Consider the following 21666-nt stretch of genomic DNA (forward strand, 5'->3'; position numbering starts at 1 on the left):
CTCACTTGCCTTTCCGGCTACAGCCGCAACTCGGCGACAAAGTCATAGGTGTCGCCTCGATAGAGGGATCGGGTCAATTCCGCGACCCGCCCGTTTTTAAGAAATGAAACGCGTTCGATGTTCAGTCCGGCGGCCCCTTCGGGCACCTCCAGCAACTCAGCCTCTCGCGCTGCGAGGTTAAGGGCCGATATCTTCTGTACCGCGCGCACTGGTCGTCGCCCCAGACCGTCTAGCACCTCATAGAGCGAGGTGGTCACCTCGATCGGGTTTGGCAGGATGTCCAGCGGCAGCGCAGCACGTTCCAGCGCCAGCGGGCGGCCATTTGCCTCGCGCAGGCGATAGATTCGGGAAATTTGCTCGCCCTCTCTCAGGCTCAGGGCTTGGACCTCCTCGGGGGTAGGTGCAAAGACGCCGCGTTCCAGCCATTTTGAGGTGGTCTGCATACCGCGGCTCGACATGTCCTCGGTGAACGAGGTCAAATGAGTCAGCGATTGTTCGACCCGCGCCACACGTTCGCGAATGAACGAGCCTGACCCCTGACGTTGTTCGATCACACCTTCCTGCACCAGTTCCTGAATCGCTTTACGAACGGTAACGCGCGAAAGATCGGTGATTTCAACCAGCTCACGTTCCGACGGCAGCGAGGAATTCGGAGGCAACACGCCGGTGTCGATCCCCTCTTGCAGCCTGTGCCTTAGCTGAACATAGCGCGGCCCTTTGTCCGGGCTCAGCCACAAATCGGCACGCAGGAAGTCAGAGATGCTCATGTCGGATCTCCTTCGCAAGGGCCAAGGCCCCGGTCAGCGGCTCACCCAGCGAGGGGCGAATAGCCGATTGCATGTCATCAGGTAAATAGTGCGCATATTGCCCCGCAATTCCACCGGTCAGGCAGATCGTCTGACCCGCCTGCCAGCCCAACTGTTTGGCGGTATCCGCGATATAGCCAGCCCCCGCCCGTAGAATATGTACGGCAACCGCATCGCCCTTTTTCGCAGCGGACGTCACTGTAGGTGCGAGCACTCCGAATTGTGCGGGCGTGGCCGTTCCAGCAAAACGCACAATACCAGCCGGGCCCTGAAGGTCAGCCAACAGCATTTGCGTCAGATCGGTTTCGGCTTGCGTGCCATCATATGCACGCAGCGTCTCAGCCAAGGCACTGCGCCCAACCCACTGGGCCGAGGCCTCATCCCCCAGAATCGAACCCCAACCTCCGGCAAAACGCATCGCGCCATCCGCCTGCACCGCAAGAAAAGACCCGGTGCCGCAATGCGCGATCAAACCGTCCCACGCGCCCAATGCCCCCCGCACGGCGGCGGGCCGGTCATCTTCGACCCGCGCGCAGGTCAGGCCCAGCGCATCCCGCAACCGCCCTGCGATCGCGGCATCAGTAACGCCCGCCAGTCCCACAAAAGCAGGCAGAGTGATTATATCCCCTATGGTCACCTCGATCTGACGCGACAATTGATCCAGCCCAGCCCGAATCTGCGCCAGCGCGCTGTCAAAATCGGTCGAAACATTGGCCGCCCCGGTCTCGACACTGTTGACCACACCCCCGATTTCACAGGCGACGCGGCATCGCGTCCCCCCGCCATCAACGGCCAACACAGCATTATCTCGAGACTCACTCATAACAATACCATTATAATACCTTTCAGCGATAGAAAAGGCCAAATTCAACACCGAATGGCCACATCGCCAACTAAACAGATGAATTACCTCGATAAGTCTCAGTCAGAAATAAAATTCTAGACAAGTGGTATTAGATAGGTATTGTATTAGGGAAACGTGGGAGGATTCTCTTGACGCTGCCGTCAACCGAACAAATACACCCTGATGCCGCGCGCCTGTCACCAGGCGATCTGGCCACTTCGGCTCGCGCGTTGGCCGAGGGTCAAATCAAAGCTGCCGCAGCCGTTCGCGACGCCGAGGACAACATCGTCCGGGGCGCCAAGGCCATGGCAGAAACCATTCGCGCAGAGGGGATATTGCACTTTGTGGCCGCCGGGTCATCTGGCCTGATGGCAGCTGCTGACGCGCAAGAGCTGGGCGGCACATTCTCGATCCCCCCTGCCCGTCTGCGCATACATATGGCAGGTGGCCTGCCCACCGGGGTTGAAATGCCGGGCGGGGCCGAGGATGCGACCGAAGGGTTGGAACAAGCCTTGGACAGCTTACAAGCCAAAGACACGGTGATTGCGGTTTCAGCAAGCGGCTCTACGCCGTACACCGTGGCTGCCATGAACATCGCCCGCACCAAGGGCGCAACTGTGATCAGTATCGCCAATAACGGCGGCAGCCCCTTGCTGCTGGGCGCTGACATTCCCATCCTGTTGGCGACGCCGCCCGAGCTGATCTCAGGCTCCACACGCATGGGCGCTGGAACAGCGCAGAAGATTGCGCTGAACATGCTGTCTTCGCTTATGGCGGTTGAGCTTGGCCATGTGCATGGCGGCATGATGGTCAATCTACGTGCCGACAACGACAAACTGCGGGGCCGCGCCGCCGGGATCGTCGCCCGCATCGCCGAAGTGGATACAGAAACAGCGCAAAACGCACTGAACGTTGCGCATGGCGACGTAAAACCCGCCATTCTAATTGCCGCACAAGACCTGTCGTTGGCGCAAGCGGATGCTCGCCTGCGAACCACGAAGGGAGTTCTGACCGCAGCATTGGCCAAGGATTAACAACTAAATAACGGGAGAGAGAGATGAAACATAAAAGCCTTAAGCTGGCCTTATTGGGGACAACCCTGATGGCCACAACTGCCTATGCCGAAGACGTAACCCTGACCATCGAAAGCTGGCGCAATGATGACCTGACCCTGTGGCAGGACCAGATCATTCCCGCGTTCGAAGCGCAGCACCCCGGAATCAAGATCGATTTCACCCCGTCAGCACCAGCAGAGTATAACGCCGTTTTGAACTCGAAACTGGACGCGGGTTCAGCCGGTGACCTGATCACCTGCCGCCCCTTTGACGCCTCTTTGGCGCTGTATGATGCAGGACACCTGACTGATCTGTCCGGAGTCGATGCGATGAGCAACTTCTCGGACGTGGCAAAATCGGCCTGGCAGACGGATGATGGCGCGGTCACATTCTGCGTTCCGATGGCTTCGGTAATTCATGGGTTCATATATAACAAAGACGCATTTGCTGAACTTGGGATCGAAGTTCCAACGACCGAGGATGAGTTCTTTGCCGCGCTCGACAAGATTCGGGAAGATGGCACCTATATTCCGATGGCAATGGGTACCAACGACCAGTGGGAAGCCGCCACAATGGGTTACAACAACATCGGGCCGAACTACTGGAAGGGTGAGGAAGGCCGTCAGGCCCTGATCGCGGGCGAGCAAAAGCTTACCGATGAGGCCTGGACAGCCCCTTATGCCACATTGGCACGCTGGGGTGAGTATCTGGGCGACGGGTATGAGGCACAGACCTATCCCGATAGTCAGAACATCTTCACACTAGGTCGCGCGGCGATCTATCCCGCAGGCTCATGGGAAATCTCGGGCTTCAACACACAGGCCGATTTTGAGATGGGTGCATTCAAGCCGCCAGTCCGTAACGCTGGCGACACCTGCTACATTTCGGACCACACCGATATCGGCATCGGCATGAACGCCGCGACTGAACATCCCGAGGCCGCCGAGACATTCTTGACCTGGGTCGCAAGCCCGGAATTTGCAGAAATTTTCGGCAATGCCCTGCCCGGCTTCTTCCCACTTTCCAACACGCCTGTCGAATTGCAAGATCCACTGGCCAAGGAAATCGTGGGCTGGCGCGACGAGTGTGAATCGACCATCCGCTCGACCTATCAAATCCTGTCGCGCGGTACACCGAACCTTGAAAACGAAACCTGGGGCGCATCGGTTGCCGCCATCAAAGGCGCCAAATCCCCCGAGGATCTGGGTGCAGAATTGCAGGAAGGTCTCGCCTCCTGGTACGCACCACACCAGTAAACCCAATCATACCCGGGCGGCGGTGATCGCCCGGGTAAACCCGACACCCCATTGAAAGCAGTCCAATGAACCGCCCCCGCTTCCGCTGGCATATCGTCGTGTTTCTGGCACCGGCCGTGCTGGTCTATACCGCGGTTATGATCTTTCCGCTGTTCAACACGCTGCGTCTGGCGCTGTTTACCGAGGTCGATCAGACCCGTGTGTTCGTAGGCCTACAGAATTTTCGAACGCTGTTCTTTGACCCGATCTGGTCCGAACAGTTCTGGAATGCGCTGGGGAATAACTTCTGGTTTTTCCTGATCCATATGCTGGTGCAAAACCCCATTGGCATCGCACTGGCCGCGCTTCTCAGCCACCCACGGCTTCGATTTGCGGCCTTGTACCGGTCGGCGATCTTCATCCCTACGATCCTCAGCTTTGTGATTGTCGGCTTCGCCTGGAAATTGATCCTGTCGCCGATCTGGGGCATCGCTCCGTCAATGCTGGACGCGATTGGGCTGAAATCCCTGTTCGCTCCGTGGCTGGGAAAAGAGGAATACGCCCTGACCACGCTGGCGCTGATCTCGGTTTGGCAGTTCGTGGGCATACCGATGATGCTGATCTATGCCGCCTTGTTGACCATCCCCGAAGAAATCCTTGAGGCGGGTGAGATTGACGGCATCACCGGGGCCTCGGCCTTTTGGAAAATCAAGCTGCCGCTGATCCTGCCGTCGATCGGGATCATCTCGATCCTAACCTTCGTAGGCAATTTCAACGCGTTCGATCTGATCTATGCGTCTCAAGGCGCGCTGGCCGGACCGGATTTCTCGACCGATATTCTGGGTACATTCATGTATCGCACTTTCTTTGGCTTCCAATTGCAACTGGGCGATCCGCATATGGGATCAGCCATCGCCGGGGCCATGTTTGCCATCATCCTGGTGGGTGTCTGCATCTATCTGTTTGGCATCCAGACCCGGATGCGCCGGTATCAACTGTGAGGGTGAACGGATGAACAAAGCACGCCAAAATCCCTTCAACACCGCCGCAATGCACGGTGCGTTGATCCTGTATACGCTGATCGCCCTGTTCCCGGTCTTTGTTATTCTGATCAACAGCTTCAAAACCCGCCGCGCGATCTTTCGCGAACCCCTGGCCCTGCCCAGCGCAGACAGCTTTTCACTGATCGGGTACGAGACGGTGATGAAGCAGGGGGATTTCTTCCTCTACTTCCAGAACTCGATGATCGTCACGGTCGCATCGCTGTTCTTCATCCTACTGCTTGGCGCCATGGCGGCCTATGCGCTGTCTGAATACCAGTTCAAAGGCAACCTGCTCATGGGGCTTTATCTGGCGCTGGGGATCATGATCCCGATCCGCATCGGCACTGTGGCGATCCTTGAGATGATGGTGGCGACCGGGCTGGTGAACACGCTCTGGGCGCTGATCCTTGTCTACACAGCGCAGGGGTTACCGCTGGCCGTCTTCATACTGTCTGAATTCATGCGGCAGGTCAGTGATGACCTGAAAAACGCAGGTCGCATTGACGGTCTGTCGGAATACACGATCTTTTTCCGACTGGTCCTGCCACTGGTTCGTCCGGCAATGGCAACTGTCGCCGTGTTCAACATGATCCCGATCTGGAATGACCTGTGGTTCCCGCTGATCCTTGCCCCGGCTGAGGAAACCAAAACGCTGACATTGGGCAGTCAGGTCTTTATCGGCCAGTTCGTGACCGACTGGAACGCGGTTTTGTCCGCCCTGTCGATGGCAATCCTGCCGGTTCTGGTTCTCTACGTCATCTTCTCGCGCCAACTGATCCGTGGCATCACATCCGGAGCTGTCAAATGACCCGTGTACTGATCGCAGGTCTGGGCAATATGGGGCTAAGCCATGCGCTGGCCCATCACCACCACCCCGATGCGCAAATCGTCGGGCTGGTGAACCGATCCGGGCGCGTAGACCACCCCGAACTTTCGGATTATCCCGCGTATTCGGATTTCGAAACTGCTCTGAATGAGACCCGCCCCGATCTGGTTGTGATCGCGACCTATTCCGACAGCCACGCCGATTACGCCTGTGCGGCGATGCAGGCAGGCGTGCATGTCTTCGTCGAAAAGCCGCTAGCCACCAACGTCGCTGACGCGCGGCGGGTGGTGGAAACCGCCACGCGGCTGAACCGCAAGCTGGTCGTGGGCTATATCCTGCGCCACCACCCGTCTTGGATGCGCTTGATCACCGAGGCGCGCAATCTCGGCGGGCCATATGTGTTCCGTCTGAACCTGAACCAGCAATCCTCGGGCGCGGAATGGGAAACGCATAAGGCGCTGATGCAAACGACCTCACCTATTGTCGATTGCGGCGTGCATTATGTGGACGTGATGTGCCAGATCACCGACGCGCAGCCCGTCCGCGTACACGGCATGGGCCTGCGCCTGTCCGATGAGATCGCCGAGGACATGTATAATTACGGCCAGTTTCAGGTGATCTTCGACGATGGATCGGTCGGCTGGTACGAGGCTGGATGGGGCCCGATGATGTCCGAGACGGCGTTTTTCGTAAAAGATATCGTCTCGCCCAACGGATCGGTTTCAATCACCGATGGCAATAAAGGCGCATCTTCCGATATTGATGGGCATACAAAGGTCGGCGGCCTTTTGGTCCATACGCCACAAGGTGACCGAACCATCGATATGCCCGATGAACCCGGCCATCAGGAACTCTGCGATGCCGAACAAGCCTATATGCTGCGCGCAATCGCCGAAGACATCGACCTGACCCGTCATATGAATGACGCCGTTCAATCCCTCGCCATTTGTCTGGCCGCGGATGAAAGCATCCGCACCGGCCAGCCCGTTTCCCTTGAGGAGCCCGCAAAATGACCGCCCTGACGCTGAGCAATGTGAACAAATCCTTCGGCAATGTGCATGTCCTCAAGGACATCACGCTTGAGGTTGAAGAAGGCGAGTTTGTTGTCTTCGTCGGCCCCTCGGGTTGCGGCAAGTCCACCCTGCTACGTGTGATTGCGGGGCTCGAAGATGCCTCCTCGGGCGAAATCAATATCGGTGGTCAACAGGTCAATCTGGTGCCGCCATCCAAGCGTGGCATAGCTATGGTGTTTCAAAGCTATGCACTTTACCCGCACCTCAGCGTGCGCGGGAACATGACACTGGCGCTGAAGCAGGAAAAGCAGTCCAAAGCGGTGATAGAGGAACGCGTTGCCAATGCCAGCCGGATGCTGAACCTCGAGCCCTATCTGGATCGCTATCCGTCTGAATTGTCGGGTGGTCAACGCCAGCGGGTCGCTATTGGCCGCGCCATTGTACGGGAACCCAAGCTGTTCCTGTTTGACGAACCGCTGTCCAATCTGGACGCCGCCTTACGGATGAACACACGGATCGAGATTGCGAACCTGCACCGGGCACTGGACGCCTCGATGATCTATGTTACCCATGACCAGACCGAGGCGATGACGCTGGCCGACAAGATCGTCGTTTTGCGTGACGGGCGGGTGGAACAGATCGGCAGCCCGATGGAGCTGTACAACAACCCTGCAAACCAGTTCGTTGCCGGATTTCTAGGCTCACCGTCTATGAATTTCCTACCCGAAAGCCTGTTGGGGGATAGCGGCCAGAACATCATTGGAATCCGCCCCGAAGACCTGTTTCTGTCCGACGACGGCCCGCTGACAGCTCAGGTCAGCCACGTTGAAAAACTGGGTGGGGACACAAACGTCATCGCCAAAATACACGACCAATCCGTGACCGCGCGGCTATTCGGTCAGCACGCCATTTCCGAAGGTCAGGAATTGCGGCTCGCCTATACCGCTGACAAGGCCTATCGGTTCGACGCAGCTGGTCAGCGTTTGCGCTAAATGTCGCAGGCACGTGTGTTTTTCTGCGGAACAATCGCGCACCAGAACGCGCGGATTCCCGCAGAGAAAAGGCCTTTTCCCTTTTCATTGCACGCAAAATTCTGAAAGATCAGGCCTCTCCCTTAATGGGGTTGTTATCAAGCTGTCACAAAGAAATTCTAATTGCCTTTCATCTGCTATTTTCTGACAGCCAGGAGCTATCCATGAAAGACATTGATCCTACCACCCTGTCCGCCGACGATTGGGACGAGCTGCATTTCCCCCGCCCCGAAGAAAACGACTTTGACCGTGTTGTAGAAAGCGCCATTTCGCGCCGAGGTTTTCTGGGTGGTGTGCTAGCATTTGGATCAGGCGCTGCCGCTATGGGCGCGGGTCTGATGGGGTCGACTGCCGCTCATGCCGTCACCACGTCGCGCTTTGCATTCACGCCGATTGCTGCGCAGACCGATGGCACCGTGCATGTGCCCGAAGGGTATGAGTGGAAAATTCTGATGCGTTGGGGCGATCCACTGTTTTCCGATGCCGACGGCTATGACCTGACGGATGGCGGCCCATTGGACAAATCAGACCGTATCTTCGGTGAAAACACTGATGGGATGGAGACATTTTCGTTTCGGGGTCATGAGCTGATCGCCATCAACCACGAATACCCGAACCGCAAGATCAACATGCCAGCTGCGCAGGAAGGCGTGCCCGCCAACGCGGACGATGTTTTGAAGCTGCAGAACCTTCAGGGAGTGACCGTGATGGAGATCGCCGAAGGCCCCAACGGCTGGTCGGTTGTCAAAGACAGTCCATTCAATCGCCGTATCCACCACAATACGCCGATGAAGATCGTAGGCCCCGCTGCAGGTCACGATCTGCTGAAGACGCAGGCCGACCCAACCGGCACGGCGTCTCTGGGCACCATGAACAACTGTGGCGCAGGTAAAACGCCATGGGGCACATACCTGACCTGCGAAGAGAACTTTAACGGCTACTTCGGATCGTCCGATGAAAACGCCAGCTACGACCAGAAGGTGGCAGACGGCTTCAAGCGTTACGGTGTCAAAGCCGAAAGCTGGAACGGGTATGAGCTTTTCGATCCGCGTTTCGACACGTCAAAAAACCCAAACGAACCGCACCGCGCGGGTTGGATCGTGGAAATCGACCCAACTAAGCCGAACAGCACGCCGGTCAAACACACCGGCTTGGGCCGCTTCAAACACGAAAACGCCGAGGTGACACTGGCCGCAGATGGCCGTGTGGTTGTCTATATGGGCGATGACGAGCGCGGCGAGTACTTGTACAAGTTCGTCTCGAACGGCACCTATCAGCCGGGTGGCGAAACCGAGAGCTTGCTGAATGACGGAACGCTGTACGTTGCCAAGTTCAACGACGATGCGACCGGCGAATGGCTGCCACTGACGCCGGAAACGACTGGCATGGATGATGCTGAAATCCGGATCTTTACCCGCATGGCAGCGTCGGCCGTAGGTGGCACCACTATGGACCGCCCAGAATGGGTGGCGTCGAGCCCGGTTGCGATCGAGGCCTATTGCTGCCTGACCAACAACAAAAACCGTGGTGTCAAACCGAATGCCGGTGGTGACGACACGTCGGTCAATGCCGCCAACCCACGTGAGGCCAACAAGTACGGTCAGATCGTCCGCTGGCGACCCTCGAATGACGATCACGCCGCAGACACCTTTGACTGGGATCTCTATGTCATGGCGGGCAACCCGACGGTGCATTCCGACGACCGCGCTGGCTCGCCGAATGTGAATGAGGGTAACCTGTTCAACTCGCCCGATGGCATGGTCATCGACTCGACGGGCCTGATCTGGATTCAGACCGACGGTAAGGACAACAACGAGGGTGACTTTGCTGGCAATGGCAATAACCAGATGCTGGTTGGCGACCCGGTGACCGGCGAAATCGTACGGTTCATGACGGGCCCCAATGGTTGCGAGGTCACCGGCCTGACCTGGTCCAACGACCTGCGCACCATGTTTGTGGGCATTCAGCATCCGGGCAGCAACTGGCCCGATGGCGGTACACCGCGATCATCGGTCATCGCCATCAAGCGCTCCGACAACGGTTTGGTTGGCTAAACGTCGAAAAAGCCCCCACTCTATAGTTGGGGCGTTTTGTCAGATATCCTCACCCGGAGGCGCCAGTGGCCCTCCGGGTGCCAGAAGATGACGCTCCGAAAGCCACGGGTTCAGTTCCAGCGCTTGGTTCAAAGCTTCGCGCGCCTCGTCGATCCTTTGCAATCCCAACAGGGTCAGGGCGCGCCCGCTGATGGCCGCCACATGGTTAGGCGACAGTTCGATCGCCTTGTCCAAATCGGGCAATGCGGCCTGAAAATCCTGCCGCAAGTAATGCGCAAAGGCGCGCTGGTTGTACCCTTCGGCATATGACGGGCAATAGGCGACCAGCTTGTTGAAATCCTCGATCGCGCCCAGCAGGTCCCATGCGTTTCGGCGCGTCATGCCTCGGTCCAGAACCGCCTGCGCGCTTTCATCAGGTGCGTCCGTCCAAAACTCCCACAATTGGTTCGACAAGAGACGGGCGGCCTGTTCGTTTTCGGCCTGTTGTATCTGGGCGATTACGCCACTGACATCGGCGCTGTGATCCGGCGCAACAGGGCATTCATCGGCATGCGCTGTTGTGGATGTTATTAACAGGATGGTGGCATAGGTGATCTGTTTCATGACCCAATGGTGACGCGTGCGGGGTTTTCGTCAACCCATCCCGTCAATGGCACCGGACACGCCCGTCTCTTTCACCGCTTCCATCGCGACGAAGGTCGATGTGTTGGCCACATGCGGCAGGGATGAGATTTTCTCGGCCAGCACCGCGCGGTATTCCGACATCGAGCCGGTACGAATTTTCAACAAATAGTCAAAATTTGACGCAATCATATGGGCTTGCTCGATCTCGGCCACCCTACGCACTGCCGCGTTGAACTCGGCCAGGGCCTTCTCGCGCGTGTCGGTCAGGCGCACCTCGACAAAGGCGACGTGATCCAGACCAAGACGGATCGGGTCCAGCAGGGCACGGTATCCGGTGATGATACCCTCGGCCTCAAGTCTTTTCACACGTGCTTGAGTTGGAGATTTCGACAACCCGATCCGCCGCGCAAGGTCGGCAACCGAAATGCGCCCGTCCTCGGCCAGAATCGCCAGGATCGACCGGTCGAACCGATCCAGATCGGAATTATCTTTTTGCATCGCTGAACCTCGAAATTTCAGAACATTCGCCTACTATTTTTTGAACTTAAGGCGATTGTCCTGAAAAATCGACTGTATACTCCCCAAAAGCCCGGAGGATACATGACACACAGCCTGCGCACCCATATCGACGGCCAGACCTATGCTGACCAGTCTGCAGTATTGGATCAGTTGGTCGAACATGCCAACCTGCCCCAAGCCGACCGCACGGCGATCTGCGCAGCAGCGGCTCAGTTGGTGCGTGACATCCGGTCCAGTACTTCGCCCGGCATGATGGAGGTGTTTCTGGCCGAATACGGCCTGTCCACCGACGAGGGCATCGCGCTGATGTGTCTGGCCGAGGCGCTGCTGCGCGTCCCTGATGCCGACACCATCGACGCGCTGATCGAGGACAAGATTGCGCCATCGGATTGGGGCAAACATCTGGGGCAGTCATCGTCTTCGCTGGTGAACGCGTCAACTTGGGCGCTGATGCTGACCGGAAAGGTTCTGGACGAGGGCAAAGCGTCGCCCGTCGGCGCCCTGCGCGGGGCCATCAAACGATTGGGCGAACCGGTGATCCGTACGGCCGTTGGCCGCGCGATGAAAGAAATGGGCCGTCAATTCGTACTGGGTGAGACTATCCAGTCCGCCATGGACCGGGCCGCCGGGATGGAGGCAAAGGGTTACACCTATTCCTACGACATGCTGGGCGAGGCGGCGCGCACAGAAGCTGACGCCGCCCGTTATCACCTGTCTTATTCTCGCGCTATCGCGGCCATTGCCGATGCCTGCACCCATGACGATATCCGGGCCAATCCGGGGATATCGGTAAAGCTGTCAGCCCTGCATCCGCGCTATGAGTTGGCGCAGGAACAACGGGTGATGGAAGAGCTTGTTCCTCGCCTGCGCGCCCTGTGTCTGTTGGCCAAAGCCGCCGGTATGGGCCTGAATGTAGACGCCGAGGAAGCCGACCGCCTGTCGCTTTCCCTGCAAGTGATCGAAGCCGTTATGGGCGAGCCCGCATTGGCCGGTTGGGATGGTTTCGGCATTGTCGTGCAAGCTTATGGTCCGCGTGCGGGGCTTGTTCTGGACACGCTCTATGACATGGCAGAACGTCATGACCGCAAACTGATGGTCCGGCTGGTCAAAGGGGCCTATTGGGATACCGAGGTCAAGCGAGCGCAGGTCGAGGGTGTCGACGGTTTCCCGGTTTTCACGCGCAAGGCGGCGACCGATATCTCGTACATCGCCAATGCCCGCAAGCTGTTGGGTATGACCGACCGAATTTACCCGCAATTTGCCACCCATAACGCCCATACGGTCAGCGCAATCCTGCATATGGCCGACGCGCAACCGTTCGAGTTTCAGCGTTTGCATGGCATGGGCGAAACTTTGCATCAGATCGTTCGCGATCAAAGCAACACTCGCTGCCGAATTTACGCTCCGGTCGGAGCACATCGCGATCTTTTGGCCTATCTGGTGCGGCGTTTGCTTGAAAACGGTGCGAACTCATCCTTCGTGAACCAGATCGTCGATGAAAATGTGCCACCCGAGGAGGTCGCCTCGGACCCGTTCGACACCATTGCAGAACCAAAATCACCGCTGCCAACCGGCCCTGAACTGTTTCAACCCGAACGGCCCAATTCTAAAGGGTTCGATCTGCAACACACACCGACGCTCGATCGGATTGACGCCGCCCGCGATGCGTTTCGCGCACATCACTGGTACGCGCAGCCGCTTCTGTCGCAAGACGCGCATCCCGACGCTGACGAAGCCGTCTTCAATCCGGCGCATCCACAGGACCGACCGGGCGCGGTCGCCCCGGCCAGCGCTCAGGATGTCGAACTTGCGTTGGCCACGGCGGCTCCGTGGAATGCTCCGGCTGAACAACGGGCGCAGGTATTGAATACAGCAGCTGATCTGTACGAAGCACATTATGGTGAGCTTTTCGCTCTGCTGGCGCGAGAGGCTGGCAAATCGGTTCCCGATGCGGTCGCTGAACTGCGCGAGGCTGTCGACTTCCTTCGTTATTATGCTGCTAATATCCCGGCGGCTGAACCGGCGGGCACGTTTACTTGCATCAGCCCCTGGAACTTTCCGCTGGCAATCTTTACCGGGCAGATTTCGGCGGCTTTGGCCACCGGCAACGCCGTTCTAGCCAAGCCTGCGCCGCAAACACCGTTGGTCGCGCACCGGGCTGTCCAACTGCTGCACGAGGCCGGAGTACCGCGCGACGTTCTGCAACTGCTGCCCGGTGGGCCGTCCGTCGGGGCGGCCTTGACGTCAGACCCGCGCGTGTCTGGGGTCGCCTTTACAGGCTCGACCGCCACCGCATTGAAAATTCGTTCAGCAATGGCAGAGAACCTGAAACCTGGCACGCCTTTGATCGCGGAAACCGGCGGATTGAACGCCATGATTGTGGACAGCACCGCACTGCCTGAACAAGCCGTGCAATCCATCATCGAAAGCGCATTTCAATCTGCGGGTCAGAGATGCTCGGCCCTGCGCTGCCTCTATGTGCAGGAAGATATCGCCGACGACTTGCTGACCATGCTGACCGGCGCGATGGAGGCTTTGCAGGTCGGTGACCCATGGCTTTTGTCGACCGACTGCGGCCCGGTCATTGATCAGGACGCGCTGCAAGGCATTGCGGACCACATCGCGCAAGCGCGCGCAGCAGGCCGGGTGGTGAAGGAACTGAACACGCCCCCCGAAGGGACTTTCATCGCCCCTACCCTGATCGAAATCCCCGGTATCAGCGCACTGCAGCGTGAAGTGTTTGGCCCGGTCCTGCATGTCGTCCGCTTCAAGGCTGCTGAGATTGATCAGGTCATCGCCGACATCAATGCCACGGGTTATGGGCTGACTTTCGGCCTGCACACCCGCATCGATGACCGGGTGCAACACATCACCGAGTCCGTTCACGCAGGCAACATTTATGTCAACCGCAACCAGATTGGTGCGATCGTGGGTTCTCAGCCCTTTGGCGGCGAAGGTCTGTCGGGCACCGGACCCAAGGCGGGTGGACCGAACTACATGGCACGCTTCTGTGCTCCGGATCGTCAACACAGCACGGCGAATTGGAACAACACGATGGGCGATCTACCCGATCCGCAAGGCCAGCCTGCTGCCGTACGCACGCAATCCCTGCCCGGTCCGACCGGCGAATCCAACCGACTGAGTGAATTCCCCCGCGCGCCATTGTTTTGCATTGGGCCAGGACCCGAGGCCGCACAAGCGCAGACCGAAGCAGTCGCAGCCCTGGGCGGCACCGCCATTCTAGCGACCGGCATGGTGGACCTGCACAGGCTAGAGAACATCGCCAATATCTCAGGAGTTCTGTGGTGGGGAGATGACGAAACCGCGCGCGAGATCGAACGCCACCTGGCCCGCCGTGACGGCCCGATCCTGCCGCTGATCCCCGGTCAGCCTGATCGGGCGCGGGTTCTGGGCGAGCGTCACGTCTGCGTCGACACCACCGCCGCCGGAGGCAATGCGGCCTTGTTGGGAGGTGCGGCGTAACCGTATCTTGACGCTGGGCCGGGAAAAGCCCAGCGTCCCCCCATGTTTCCGATCCGTGACCACAATCCGTCGGGGCGCACGCCCTATGTCGTTTACCTACTGATGGCAGCCAATATCCTGATTTTCTTCAGCTATGTGGGGATTATGGATAATGCACCGCTGATCAACAGGCTGTATTTCGACTATGCTATCATCCCGGCGCGGATCACCGATGGATTTGCGTTCGAAACCCTTGTGACGTCGATGTTTCTGCATGGTGGATGGATGCATCTGGCCGGGAACATGCTGTTTCTCTGGATTTTCGGGGACAATCTTGAGGATGAGATGGGCCACCTGCCCTTCCTGCTGTTCTATTTGCTGGCTGGTGTCGGCGCAGGCCTGATCCACGTAGCCACCGCTCCGGATTCGGTGGTGCCGACCATTGGAGCCTCGGGTGCGATTGCCGGGGTGATGGGCGGCTATCTTTTGCTGTTCCCCAAAGCGCGCGTGGACGTTCTGCTGATTCTGATCGTCTATTTTCGGATTTTCACCATCCCGGCCTTCATCATGCTGGGCATCTGGTTGGGCCTTCAATTCATGGGCAGCCTTGCAAGCAACCCAGACGAAGGTGGAGTTGCCTATTGGGCGCACACGGGGGGCTTTTTGGTCGGCCTGGTCCTGTGCCTCCCGCTTTGGCTGAAACGAGGTGGTCCCGCGTTTTGGGGCCGCACCCATGGCCACCCGCCCCACCCCGAACACAAATACAAATTATCCCAATCCCGCATTCCACGGGTCCCGCGAAAATAGGCGCTAGTCCTCAGGCGGCTTCGGTAGTCGACCGCCGCTGAGCTGCGTGATCTCTTCTGCGGCGTCCCGAACCAACACACCCAGTTCTGTTGCCCGGTCGGCAATGAACCGGACAGACGGCCCAGACACGGAAATCCCGGCACAGGGTTCGCCCCGGTCATTGTAGATGGCGGCACCGATACAAGACATGCCTTCGTACCGTTCCTCATGATCATGCGACCAGCCGCGGGCATGGGTTTTAGCCAAATCCGCCTCTAACCCTTCGTTCGGCAGCAACGTATGTGAGGTGAAACGAACAGCGTCAGCCGCCAATGCTTTGCTGGCCGCAGACTCGCTCATCGCGGCCAATATCGCTTTGCCTGTGCCGGACGCGTACATCGGCGTCCTAGCACCCGGTGGGAAAAACGCCCGGATCGGGTTCGGCGTTTCAACCTGTCCGACAAAAACCACTTCGGACCCGTCTGGCACGGCCAAATTCGCGGTTTCGCCACTTTCTTGCATCAAACGCCGCAAGATCGGTCGCCCGATTTCAATCACGCTGTTTCGACGCAGGAACGAAGCGCCGGTGCGATACGCTTCAATCCCGATCATCCATTCCTGCCGTTCGTCATCGAAAGCGACAAACCCATGTTTCTGCAACGTCGCCAGAATGCGGTGCGTAGTGGCTGTAGGTACATCCACTTCGCGCGCAAGATCGCTTAGCGCAGCGCGTTCCATTCGTGCCACTGCGGTCAGAACAACCAGCGCCCGATCCAGTGATTGCATGGTCCCGGCCGAGCTTTCCTTGAACAGCGATTTGGGCCTGCCGCGCGGCCTTTTGGGGGTGTCCGTCACTGATTTCTCCTTTCAGCCCGGCAAAGTTTTTTTCATCCCGCTTTCTGAAACCCAAAAATGAAAAACGGAAAATTACATCTATTCAATGGATTATTTATTTAATTACAAAAATGAAAATATTTTTCAAGAAAATTGCACCAAGGAGCGATTTCTACAACACTCTTCTTCAAATCGGAGGATCTAGAAATGTCCAATCAAAACCCGGTATTCATTCCCGGCCCCACCAATATCCCGGATCGGTTGCGCCTAGCGATGCAGGTCCAGACACAGGACCACCGCGCGCCTGATTTTGTCGAAACCTTTGCCCCTGTGCTGGAAGACACCAGAAAGGTGTTTGGAACCAAAGAAGGGAAGATCATCACCTTCCCGGCCAGCGGAACAGGCGGCTGGGAGGCATCGGTGACCAATACGCTCAGCCCCGGCGACAGCGTACTGGTTGCGCGCTATGGCATGTTCAGCCATCGCTGGATCGACCTGTGCCAACGGCACGGCCTGGATGTCCGCATTATCGAATGCCCCTGGGGCAGCGGCGCGCCCGCCGATAAGTTTGCCGAAGCTCTTGCCGCAGACAAAGAGCATAAGATCAAAGCAGTTCTGGTAACGCATAACGAAACGGCGACCGGCGTACGCTCGGATATCGGAGCGGTGCGCAAGGCAATGGATGCCAGCGACCACCCGGCGATGCTGTTTGTGGATTGCGTCAGTTCACTGGCCTCGATGCCGTTCGAGTTTGATGGCTGGGGCGTCGATATCGCGGTGTCGGGTTCGCAAAAGGGCTTCATGCTGGCAACCGGTATGGCGATCCTGTGTGTCAGCCCCAAGGCGCTGGCTGCGATGGAAACTGCCCAACTGCCGCGCACCTTCTTTGATTTCCGCGACATGATGAACGCAAATGCGTCGGGCGGGTTTCCCTATACCCCACCACTGCAGCTGATCTATGGTATGCGCGAAAGCCTGAAGATGCTGTTCGAGGAAGGGCTGGACAACGTATATGCCCGCCATTTCCGTCTGGCCGAAGGGGTCCGCAAGGCAACTGCCGCCTGGAGGCTGGAGTTGGTGGCGCAATCGCCCGACCTGTATTCCGATACCGTCAGTGCGATTTACGTACCTGAAGGCTTTGACAGCAATGCGCTGACCGATCACGCCTTTAATGCCTATGGCGTAAGCTTTGGCATCGGGTTGGGCGAAATGAACGGCAAAGCCTTCCGTATCGGCCATCTGGGCAGCCTGACGGATGTAATGGTTCTGTCCGGTCTGGCCACGATCGAAATGGCGATGGCTGATCTGGACTATCCGATCACGTTGGGCAGCGGTGTTGCAGCAGCGCAGGAGTACTTCCGCAGCGGTAGCGCCACACCGATGCAATCCGCAGCTTAAGGAGGAGCTTGATGTTGGACGCACTTACCACAGCTGAAAGCCTGACGCTGGCCGACATGCGCGAAGCGCACGAGCGGATTCGGCCACATATCAACCGCACACCAGTGATGCGTTCGGACTATCTGGACGAACTGACCGGCGCACAGCTGTTCTTTAAATGTGAAAACTTCCAAGAGGCCGGGGCCTTCAAAGTGCGCGGGGCCTGCAATGCGGTCTTTGGGCTGGATGACGACGCTGCAAAGCGCGGCGTGGCCACCCACTCTTCGGGCAACCATGCGCTCAGTTTGTCATATGCAGCCGGACGGCGGGGTATTCCCTGTAACGTCGTGATGCCGCGCACGGCACCGCAAGCCAAGAAAGACGCGGTGCGCCGTTATGGCGGGATCATCACCGAGTGTGAACCTTCGACCACCTCGCGTGAGGCGGTGTTTGCCGAAGTGCAAAGCCGGACGGGCGGTGAGTTCGTTCACCCCTACAACGACCCGCGCGTAATTGCAGGGCAAGCCACCTGTTCGGCCGAGCTGCTTGAGCAGACTGACGGTGTGGACGCTGTAGTCGCACCCATTGGTGGCGGCGGCATGATCTCGGGCACGTGCCTGACAATGTCGAACGCGGCCCCCGAGGTAAAGATATACGCCGCCGAACCGGAACAAGCCGACGACGCCTATCGCAGCTTCAAGGCCGGGCACATCATCGCGGATGACGCGCCGATCACTGTCGCCGACGGTCTGAAAGTGCCGCTGAAGGAAAATACCTGGCACTTTGTGTCCCGCTTTGTCACCGACATTCAAACCGCCAGCGAAGACGAAATCGTCGAGGCGATGAAGATCACCTGGAAATACCTGCGTGTTGTGATGGAACCCAGCAGCGCCGTGCCGTTAGCCACCATCCTGAAACACCCCGAAGTGTTCAAAGGCAAACGCATCGGCGTGATCATCACTGGCGGCAACGTGGATTTGGATAAATTGCCCTGGATCAAGGGCTGAGGAGGAAGAAGTATGAACAAGCCTGTGAATATTGATCAGCTTGAAGTTGGCTTTGACATTCCTGCCGCGATTGGCACGGACGAGGCCGAAATTCAGACGCCGAGTCTGGTGCTGGATCTGGACGCGCTGGAGCGCAACATCAAAAAGATGGGTGACTATGCCAAGGCCCATGGGATGCGTCACCGGGTGCATGGCAAGATGCATAAATCCATCGATGTGGCGAAGCTGCAGGTCGAACTAGGTGGGGCCTGTGGGGTATGCTGCCAGAAGGTTTCAGAGGCCGAAGTCTTTGCCCGCGGCGGTATCAAAGACGTTCTGGTCTCGAACCAAGTGCGCGACCCGGCCAAGATCGACCGCCTTGCGCGCATGCCCAAGCTGGGCGCACGGACGATCTGCTGCGTCGACGACATCGACAATGTCGGCGATCTGTCCGAGGCGGCACAACGCCATGGCACCCAGATCGAATGTCTGGTCGAGATTGACTGCGGCGCAGGTCGCTGCGGCGTGACGACGACACCCGAGGTAATCGCCATCGCCAAAGCCATCGACGCGGCTCCGGGGCTGAAGTTCTCTGGCATTCAGGCTTACCAGGGCGCGATGCAGCACATGGACCTTTATGAGGACCGCAAGGCTAAGATCGACGTTGCCGTGGCACAGGTCAAAGACGCAGTGGACGGGTTGGCCGCAGAAGGTCTGGAGTGTGACATTGTCGGCGGTGGCGGCACCGGGTCCTACTATTTTGAAAGCACTTCGGGCGTATACAACGAACTGCAGTGCGGTTCCTACGCCTTCATGGACGCCGATTATGGTCGTATCCTTGATCAGGACGGCAACCGCATCGACCGTGGAGAATGGGAGAACGCGTTCTTCATCCTCACCAGCGTCATGAGCCACGCCAAGGCCGACAAGGCCATTGTCGATGCAGGCCTCAAGGCGCAGTCGGTGGACAGTGGCTTGCCGGTGATCTTTGGGCGCACCGATGTGGAATACGTCAAGTGTTCGGACGAACACGGTGTTGTCGCTGATCCCGACGGTGCGTTGAAGGTGAACGACAAACTGCGTCTAGTTCCGGGTCACTGCGACCCCACCGCCAACGTCCATGATTGGTATGTTGGGGTGCGCAACGGCAAGGTCGAAACCCTCTGGCCAGTATCCGCTCGCGGTAAGGCGTATTAAGCCGAACCGCATTGATCCGGGCGGCGGTTCTTCCCTTCCCTGCCGCCCGGACCTGCCCTCAAGCTAAGGAAAAGGTCATGAAAGATATGTCGGAAAAACCCTTGCTGATCGTCGGAGAAGATCTTTGCCAGCAACTGGTTGGCCGCAGCGACGCGTTTGACGCGGTGCAGGACGTGTTCGCCGCAATGGCGCGCGGAGATGCTTACAACTTTCCGGTCATCCGTGAAGCGATTGGCTATGCCGATGCGCTATATGGATTCAAATCCGGCTTTGATCGGGCCGGTCAGGTGCTGGGTGTCAAATCTGGCGGCTACTGGCCCGGCAATCTGGACAAAGGGTTGACCAACCACCAATCCACTGTCTTCCTGTTCGACCCGGACACCGGGCGTCTGTCTGCACTGGTCGGCGGCAACTACCTGACCGCCGTGCGCACGGCTGCATCGTCTGCCGTTTCCATCGCCCATCTGGCCCGAAAGGACTCCAAGGTTCTGGGCATGGTTGGCGCTGGCCATCAATCCGCCTTCCAACTGCGCGCCGCAGCCGAGCAACGCGACTTTGAAAAAGTCGTTGCCTGGAACCCCCACCCCGAGATGCTTCCGCGTCTGGGTGAGGTCGCGAAAGAAATCGGCCTCGACTTCGAAGCTGTTAGTCAAGAAGAGCTGGGCGCACAGGCGGATGTCATCATCACCATCACGTCGGCGTTTGAACCTTTGCTGATGAAAGACTGGATCAAACCGGGCACCCATCTGGCCTGCATGGGCACCGATACGGTAGGCAAGCAAGAAGTCGACGCCGCGCTGGTTGCCAGTGCAACGGTTTACACCGACGAAGTTGCCCAATCGGTCACCCTTGGCGAAGCTCAGCATGCCATCGCAAACGGCTCGTTGACCGAAGATCAGATCACCCCAATCGGTGCCGTCATCAATGGCGACCATTCGGGGCGGGCAAGCGCGGATGAGATCACCTTGTTCGACGGAACCGGTGTTGGGCTACAGGACCTGGCGGTTGCATCTGTTGCCGCACGGCTGGCGGATGAAGCCGGGCTGGCGCAGCGCGCAACCCTCTGAATCCAGTCTCTTTGAAACGACAAAGCGCGCCTGTAACAGGGCGTGCTTTTTTTAATGGATTTGCAGGAAGCTTAGCCCCGGATAACCTTGGCGAACTGGTCAAAGATCGGCTCATTGGCGCAGATCACCTCGCCATCCTCAAGCACGTTGCCTTCGGGGTTCAGGGCTTGCACAAAGCCACCGGCCTCTTTCACGATGATGATCCCAGCGGCCACGTCCCAAGCGTTCAGGCGACGCTCCCAGAACCCTTCATAGCGGCCTGCGGCCACATAAGCCATGTCCAGCGCCGCAGCGCCCCAGCGGCGCACACCAGCGCAGGCAGGCATCAGCCGGGCCAGATCCTGCAACGTGGCAGGCAGGTCCGAGCGGCCCCCGAATGGCAAGCCGGTCGAAAAGATGGACTCGATCATGCGATGACGGCCCGAGACACGGATGCGGGTATCGTTCATCCATGCGCCTTCACCTTTTTCGGCAAAGAACATCTCATCCTTGGCGGCGTCATAGATCACTCCGGCCACGATCTTGCCCTTGTGTTCCAGCGCAATCGACACCGCCCAGTGCGGCAGGCCGTGCAGGAAGTTGGTTGTGCCGTCCAACGGGTCTACAATCCAACGGCGGGTTGGGTCCTCACCATCAATCGCGCCGCCCTCTTCGGCCAACCAGCCATAGGTTGGGCGCGCACCCAGCAGTTCCTCTTTCAGGATTGCCTCGGCGGCAATATCGGCCTTGGAGACAAAGTCGCCCGCGCCTTTCATCGACACCTGAAGGTTCTCGACTTCACGAAAATCCTTGACCAAAGAACGCCCCGCCTTGCGCGCGGCTTTGATCATGATGTTGAGGTTTGCACTGCCAACCATTGTCCAAAGGCTCCTGTCCGGTCAAACCGCGCGTATACTGGTGCAACGCG

General features: G+C 58.3%; 19 protein-coding genes. 13 read left to right on the top strand and 6 right to left on the bottom strand.

Features of this window, described 5'->3' with window-relative positions; genetic code table 11:
- Positions 1 to 17 precede the first annotated feature (17 nt).
- Both ACR0AL_RS07040 and ACR0AL_RS07045 read right to left on the bottom strand, forming a co-directional pair.
- Positions 18 to 767 (bottom strand): GntR family transcriptional regulator, encoded by a 750-nt coding sequence (locus ACR0AL_RS07040; RefSeq protein ID WP_170360450.1) that lies wholly within the window; start codon positions 765 to 767, stop codon positions 18 to 20.
- Positions 754 to 1629, bottom strand: coding sequence for a glucosamine kinase nucleotide-binding domain-containing protein (locus ACR0AL_RS07045; RefSeq protein WP_480662427.1), 876 nt, complete (start codon positions 1627 to 1629; stop codon positions 754 to 756). Before ACR0AL_RS07045 ends, ACR0AL_RS07040 begins: the two co-directional genes overlap by 14 nt.
- A gap of 170 nt (positions 1630 to 1799) precedes the next feature.
- On the opposite strand from ACR0AL_RS07045, the gene ACR0AL_RS07050 reads away from it, so the two are divergent.
- The 7 genes from ACR0AL_RS07050 to ACR0AL_RS07080 all read left to right on the top strand — a co-directional run bounded on the left by ACR0AL_RS07050 (position 1800) and on the right by ACR0AL_RS07080 (position 9907).
- Positions 1800 to 2684, top strand: a complete 885-nt coding sequence (locus ACR0AL_RS07050; protein ID WP_480662429.1) for an N-acetylmuramic acid 6-phosphate etherase — start codon at positions 1800 to 1802, stop codon at positions 2682 to 2684.
- 23 nt (positions 2685 to 2707) lie between these two features.
- Positions 2708 to 3961: an ABC transporter substrate-binding protein gene (locus tag ACR0AL_RS07055; protein WP_170347916.1), complete on the top strand. Its 1254-nt coding sequence runs from the start codon at positions 2708 to 2710 to the stop codon at positions 3959 to 3961.
- A 65-nt stretch (positions 3962 to 4026) separates the two neighbouring features.
- Positions 4027 to 4941, top strand: coding sequence for a carbohydrate ABC transporter permease (locus tag ACR0AL_RS07060; RefSeq protein ID WP_170347915.1), 915 nt, complete (start codon positions 4027 to 4029; stop codon positions 4939 to 4941).
- Between the two features lie 10 nt (positions 4942 to 4951).
- Entirely contained in the window at positions 4952 to 5791 is an 840-nt protein-coding gene (locus ACR0AL_RS07065; protein WP_170360456.1) for a carbohydrate ABC transporter permease, read from the top strand.
- A complete protein-coding gene (locus ACR0AL_RS07070; protein ID WP_480662431.1) occupies positions 5788 to 6822 on the top strand; it encodes a Gfo/Idh/MocA family protein in 1035 nt (344 codons plus the stop codon). Before ACR0AL_RS07065 ends, ACR0AL_RS07070 begins: the two co-directional genes overlap by 4 nt.
- The gene (locus ACR0AL_RS07075) at positions 6819 to 7814 is read left to right on the top strand and encodes an ABC transporter ATP-binding protein (protein WP_170347912.1); all 996 of its coding nucleotides are present in this window, start codon (positions 6819 to 6821) and stop codon (positions 7812 to 7814) included. The genes ACR0AL_RS07070 and ACR0AL_RS07075 overlap by 4 nt, the downstream gene beginning before the upstream one ends.
- A 203-nt stretch (positions 7815 to 8017) precedes the next feature.
- Positions 8018 to 9907, top strand: coding sequence for a PhoX family protein (locus tag ACR0AL_RS07080; protein WP_480662433.1), 1890 nt, complete (start codon positions 8018 to 8020; stop codon positions 9905 to 9907).
- Between the two features lie 39 nt (positions 9908 to 9946).
- Here ACR0AL_RS07080 and ACR0AL_RS07085 read toward each other — a convergent pair whose 3' ends face one another.
- Both ACR0AL_RS07085 and ACR0AL_RS07090 read right to left on the bottom strand, forming a co-directional pair.
- Positions 9947 to 10510 carry a tetratricopeptide repeat protein gene (locus ACR0AL_RS07085; RefSeq protein ID WP_170347910.1) on the bottom strand — a complete coding sequence of 188 codons (564 nt, stop codon included), beginning with the start codon at positions 10508 to 10510 and terminating at the stop codon, positions 9947 to 9949.
- A gap of 30 nt (positions 10511 to 10540) precedes the next feature.
- Positions 10541 to 11029 (bottom strand): Lrp/AsnC family transcriptional regulator, encoded by a 489-nt coding sequence (locus ACR0AL_RS07090; RefSeq protein ID WP_480662435.1) that lies wholly within the window; start codon positions 11027 to 11029, stop codon positions 10541 to 10543.
- 102 nt (positions 11030 to 11131) lie between these two features.
- Here ACR0AL_RS07090 and putA point away from each other — a divergent pair, with 102 nt between their 5' ends.
- Positions 11132 to 14533, top strand: coding sequence for a bifunctional proline dehydrogenase/L-glutamate gamma-semialdehyde dehydrogenase PutA (gene putA, locus ACR0AL_RS07095; RefSeq protein ID WP_480662437.1), 3402 nt, complete (start codon positions 11132 to 11134; stop codon positions 14531 to 14533).
- A gap of 42 nt (positions 14534 to 14575) precedes the next feature.
- Positions 14576 to 15319, top strand: a complete 744-nt coding sequence (locus tag ACR0AL_RS07100) for a rhomboid family intramembrane serine protease (RefSeq protein WP_170395499.1) — start codon at positions 14576 to 14578, stop codon at positions 15317 to 15319.
- Positions 15320 to 15322: 3 nt separating this feature from the next.
- On the opposite strand, the gene ACR0AL_RS07105 is transcribed toward ACR0AL_RS07100, so the two are convergent.
- Positions 15323 to 16153, bottom strand: coding sequence for an IclR family transcriptional regulator (locus ACR0AL_RS07105; RefSeq protein WP_170504598.1), 831 nt, complete (start codon positions 16151 to 16153; stop codon positions 15323 to 15325).
- 186 nt (positions 16154 to 16339) lie between these two features.
- On the opposite strand from ACR0AL_RS07105, the gene bhcA reads away from it, so the two are divergent.
- The 4 genes from bhcA (at position 16340) to bhcD (ending at position 20759) form a co-directional block, all read left to right on the top strand.
- Positions 16340 to 17530 (top strand): L-aspartate--glyoxylate aminotransferase BhcA, encoded by a 1191-nt coding sequence (gene bhcA, locus ACR0AL_RS07110; RefSeq protein ID WP_480662439.1) that lies wholly within the window; start codon positions 16340 to 16342, stop codon positions 17528 to 17530.
- 11 nt (positions 17531 to 17541) lie between these two features.
- Positions 17542 to 18516 carry a beta-hydroxyaspartate dehydratase BhcB gene (gene bhcB / locus ACR0AL_RS07115; RefSeq protein ID WP_480662441.1) on the top strand — a complete coding sequence of 325 codons (975 nt, stop codon included), beginning with the start codon at positions 17542 to 17544 and terminating at the stop codon, positions 18514 to 18516.
- Between the two features lie 12 nt (positions 18517 to 18528).
- Positions 18529 to 19692: a 3-hydroxy-D-aspartate aldolase BhcC gene (gene bhcC, locus ACR0AL_RS07120; RefSeq protein ID WP_480662443.1), complete on the top strand. Its 1164-nt coding sequence runs from the start codon at positions 18529 to 18531 to the stop codon at positions 19690 to 19692.
- Between the two features lie 77 nt (positions 19693 to 19769).
- Positions 19770 to 20759, top strand: a complete 990-nt coding sequence (gene bhcD, locus ACR0AL_RS07125; RefSeq protein ID WP_170347902.1) for an iminosuccinate reductase BhcD — start codon at positions 19770 to 19772, stop codon at positions 20757 to 20759.
- A 71-nt stretch (positions 20760 to 20830) separates the two neighbouring features.
- Here the strand turns inward: bhcD and ACR0AL_RS07130 are convergent, their stop codons facing one another.
- The gene (locus tag ACR0AL_RS07130) at positions 20831 to 21616 is read right to left on the bottom strand and encodes an inositol monophosphatase family protein (protein ID WP_170347901.1); all 786 of its coding nucleotides are present in this window, start codon (positions 21614 to 21616) and stop codon (positions 20831 to 20833) included.
- Positions 21617 to 21666: the final 50 nt, after the last annotated feature.

This window comes from Ruegeria sp. BB1, assembly GCF_056539465.1.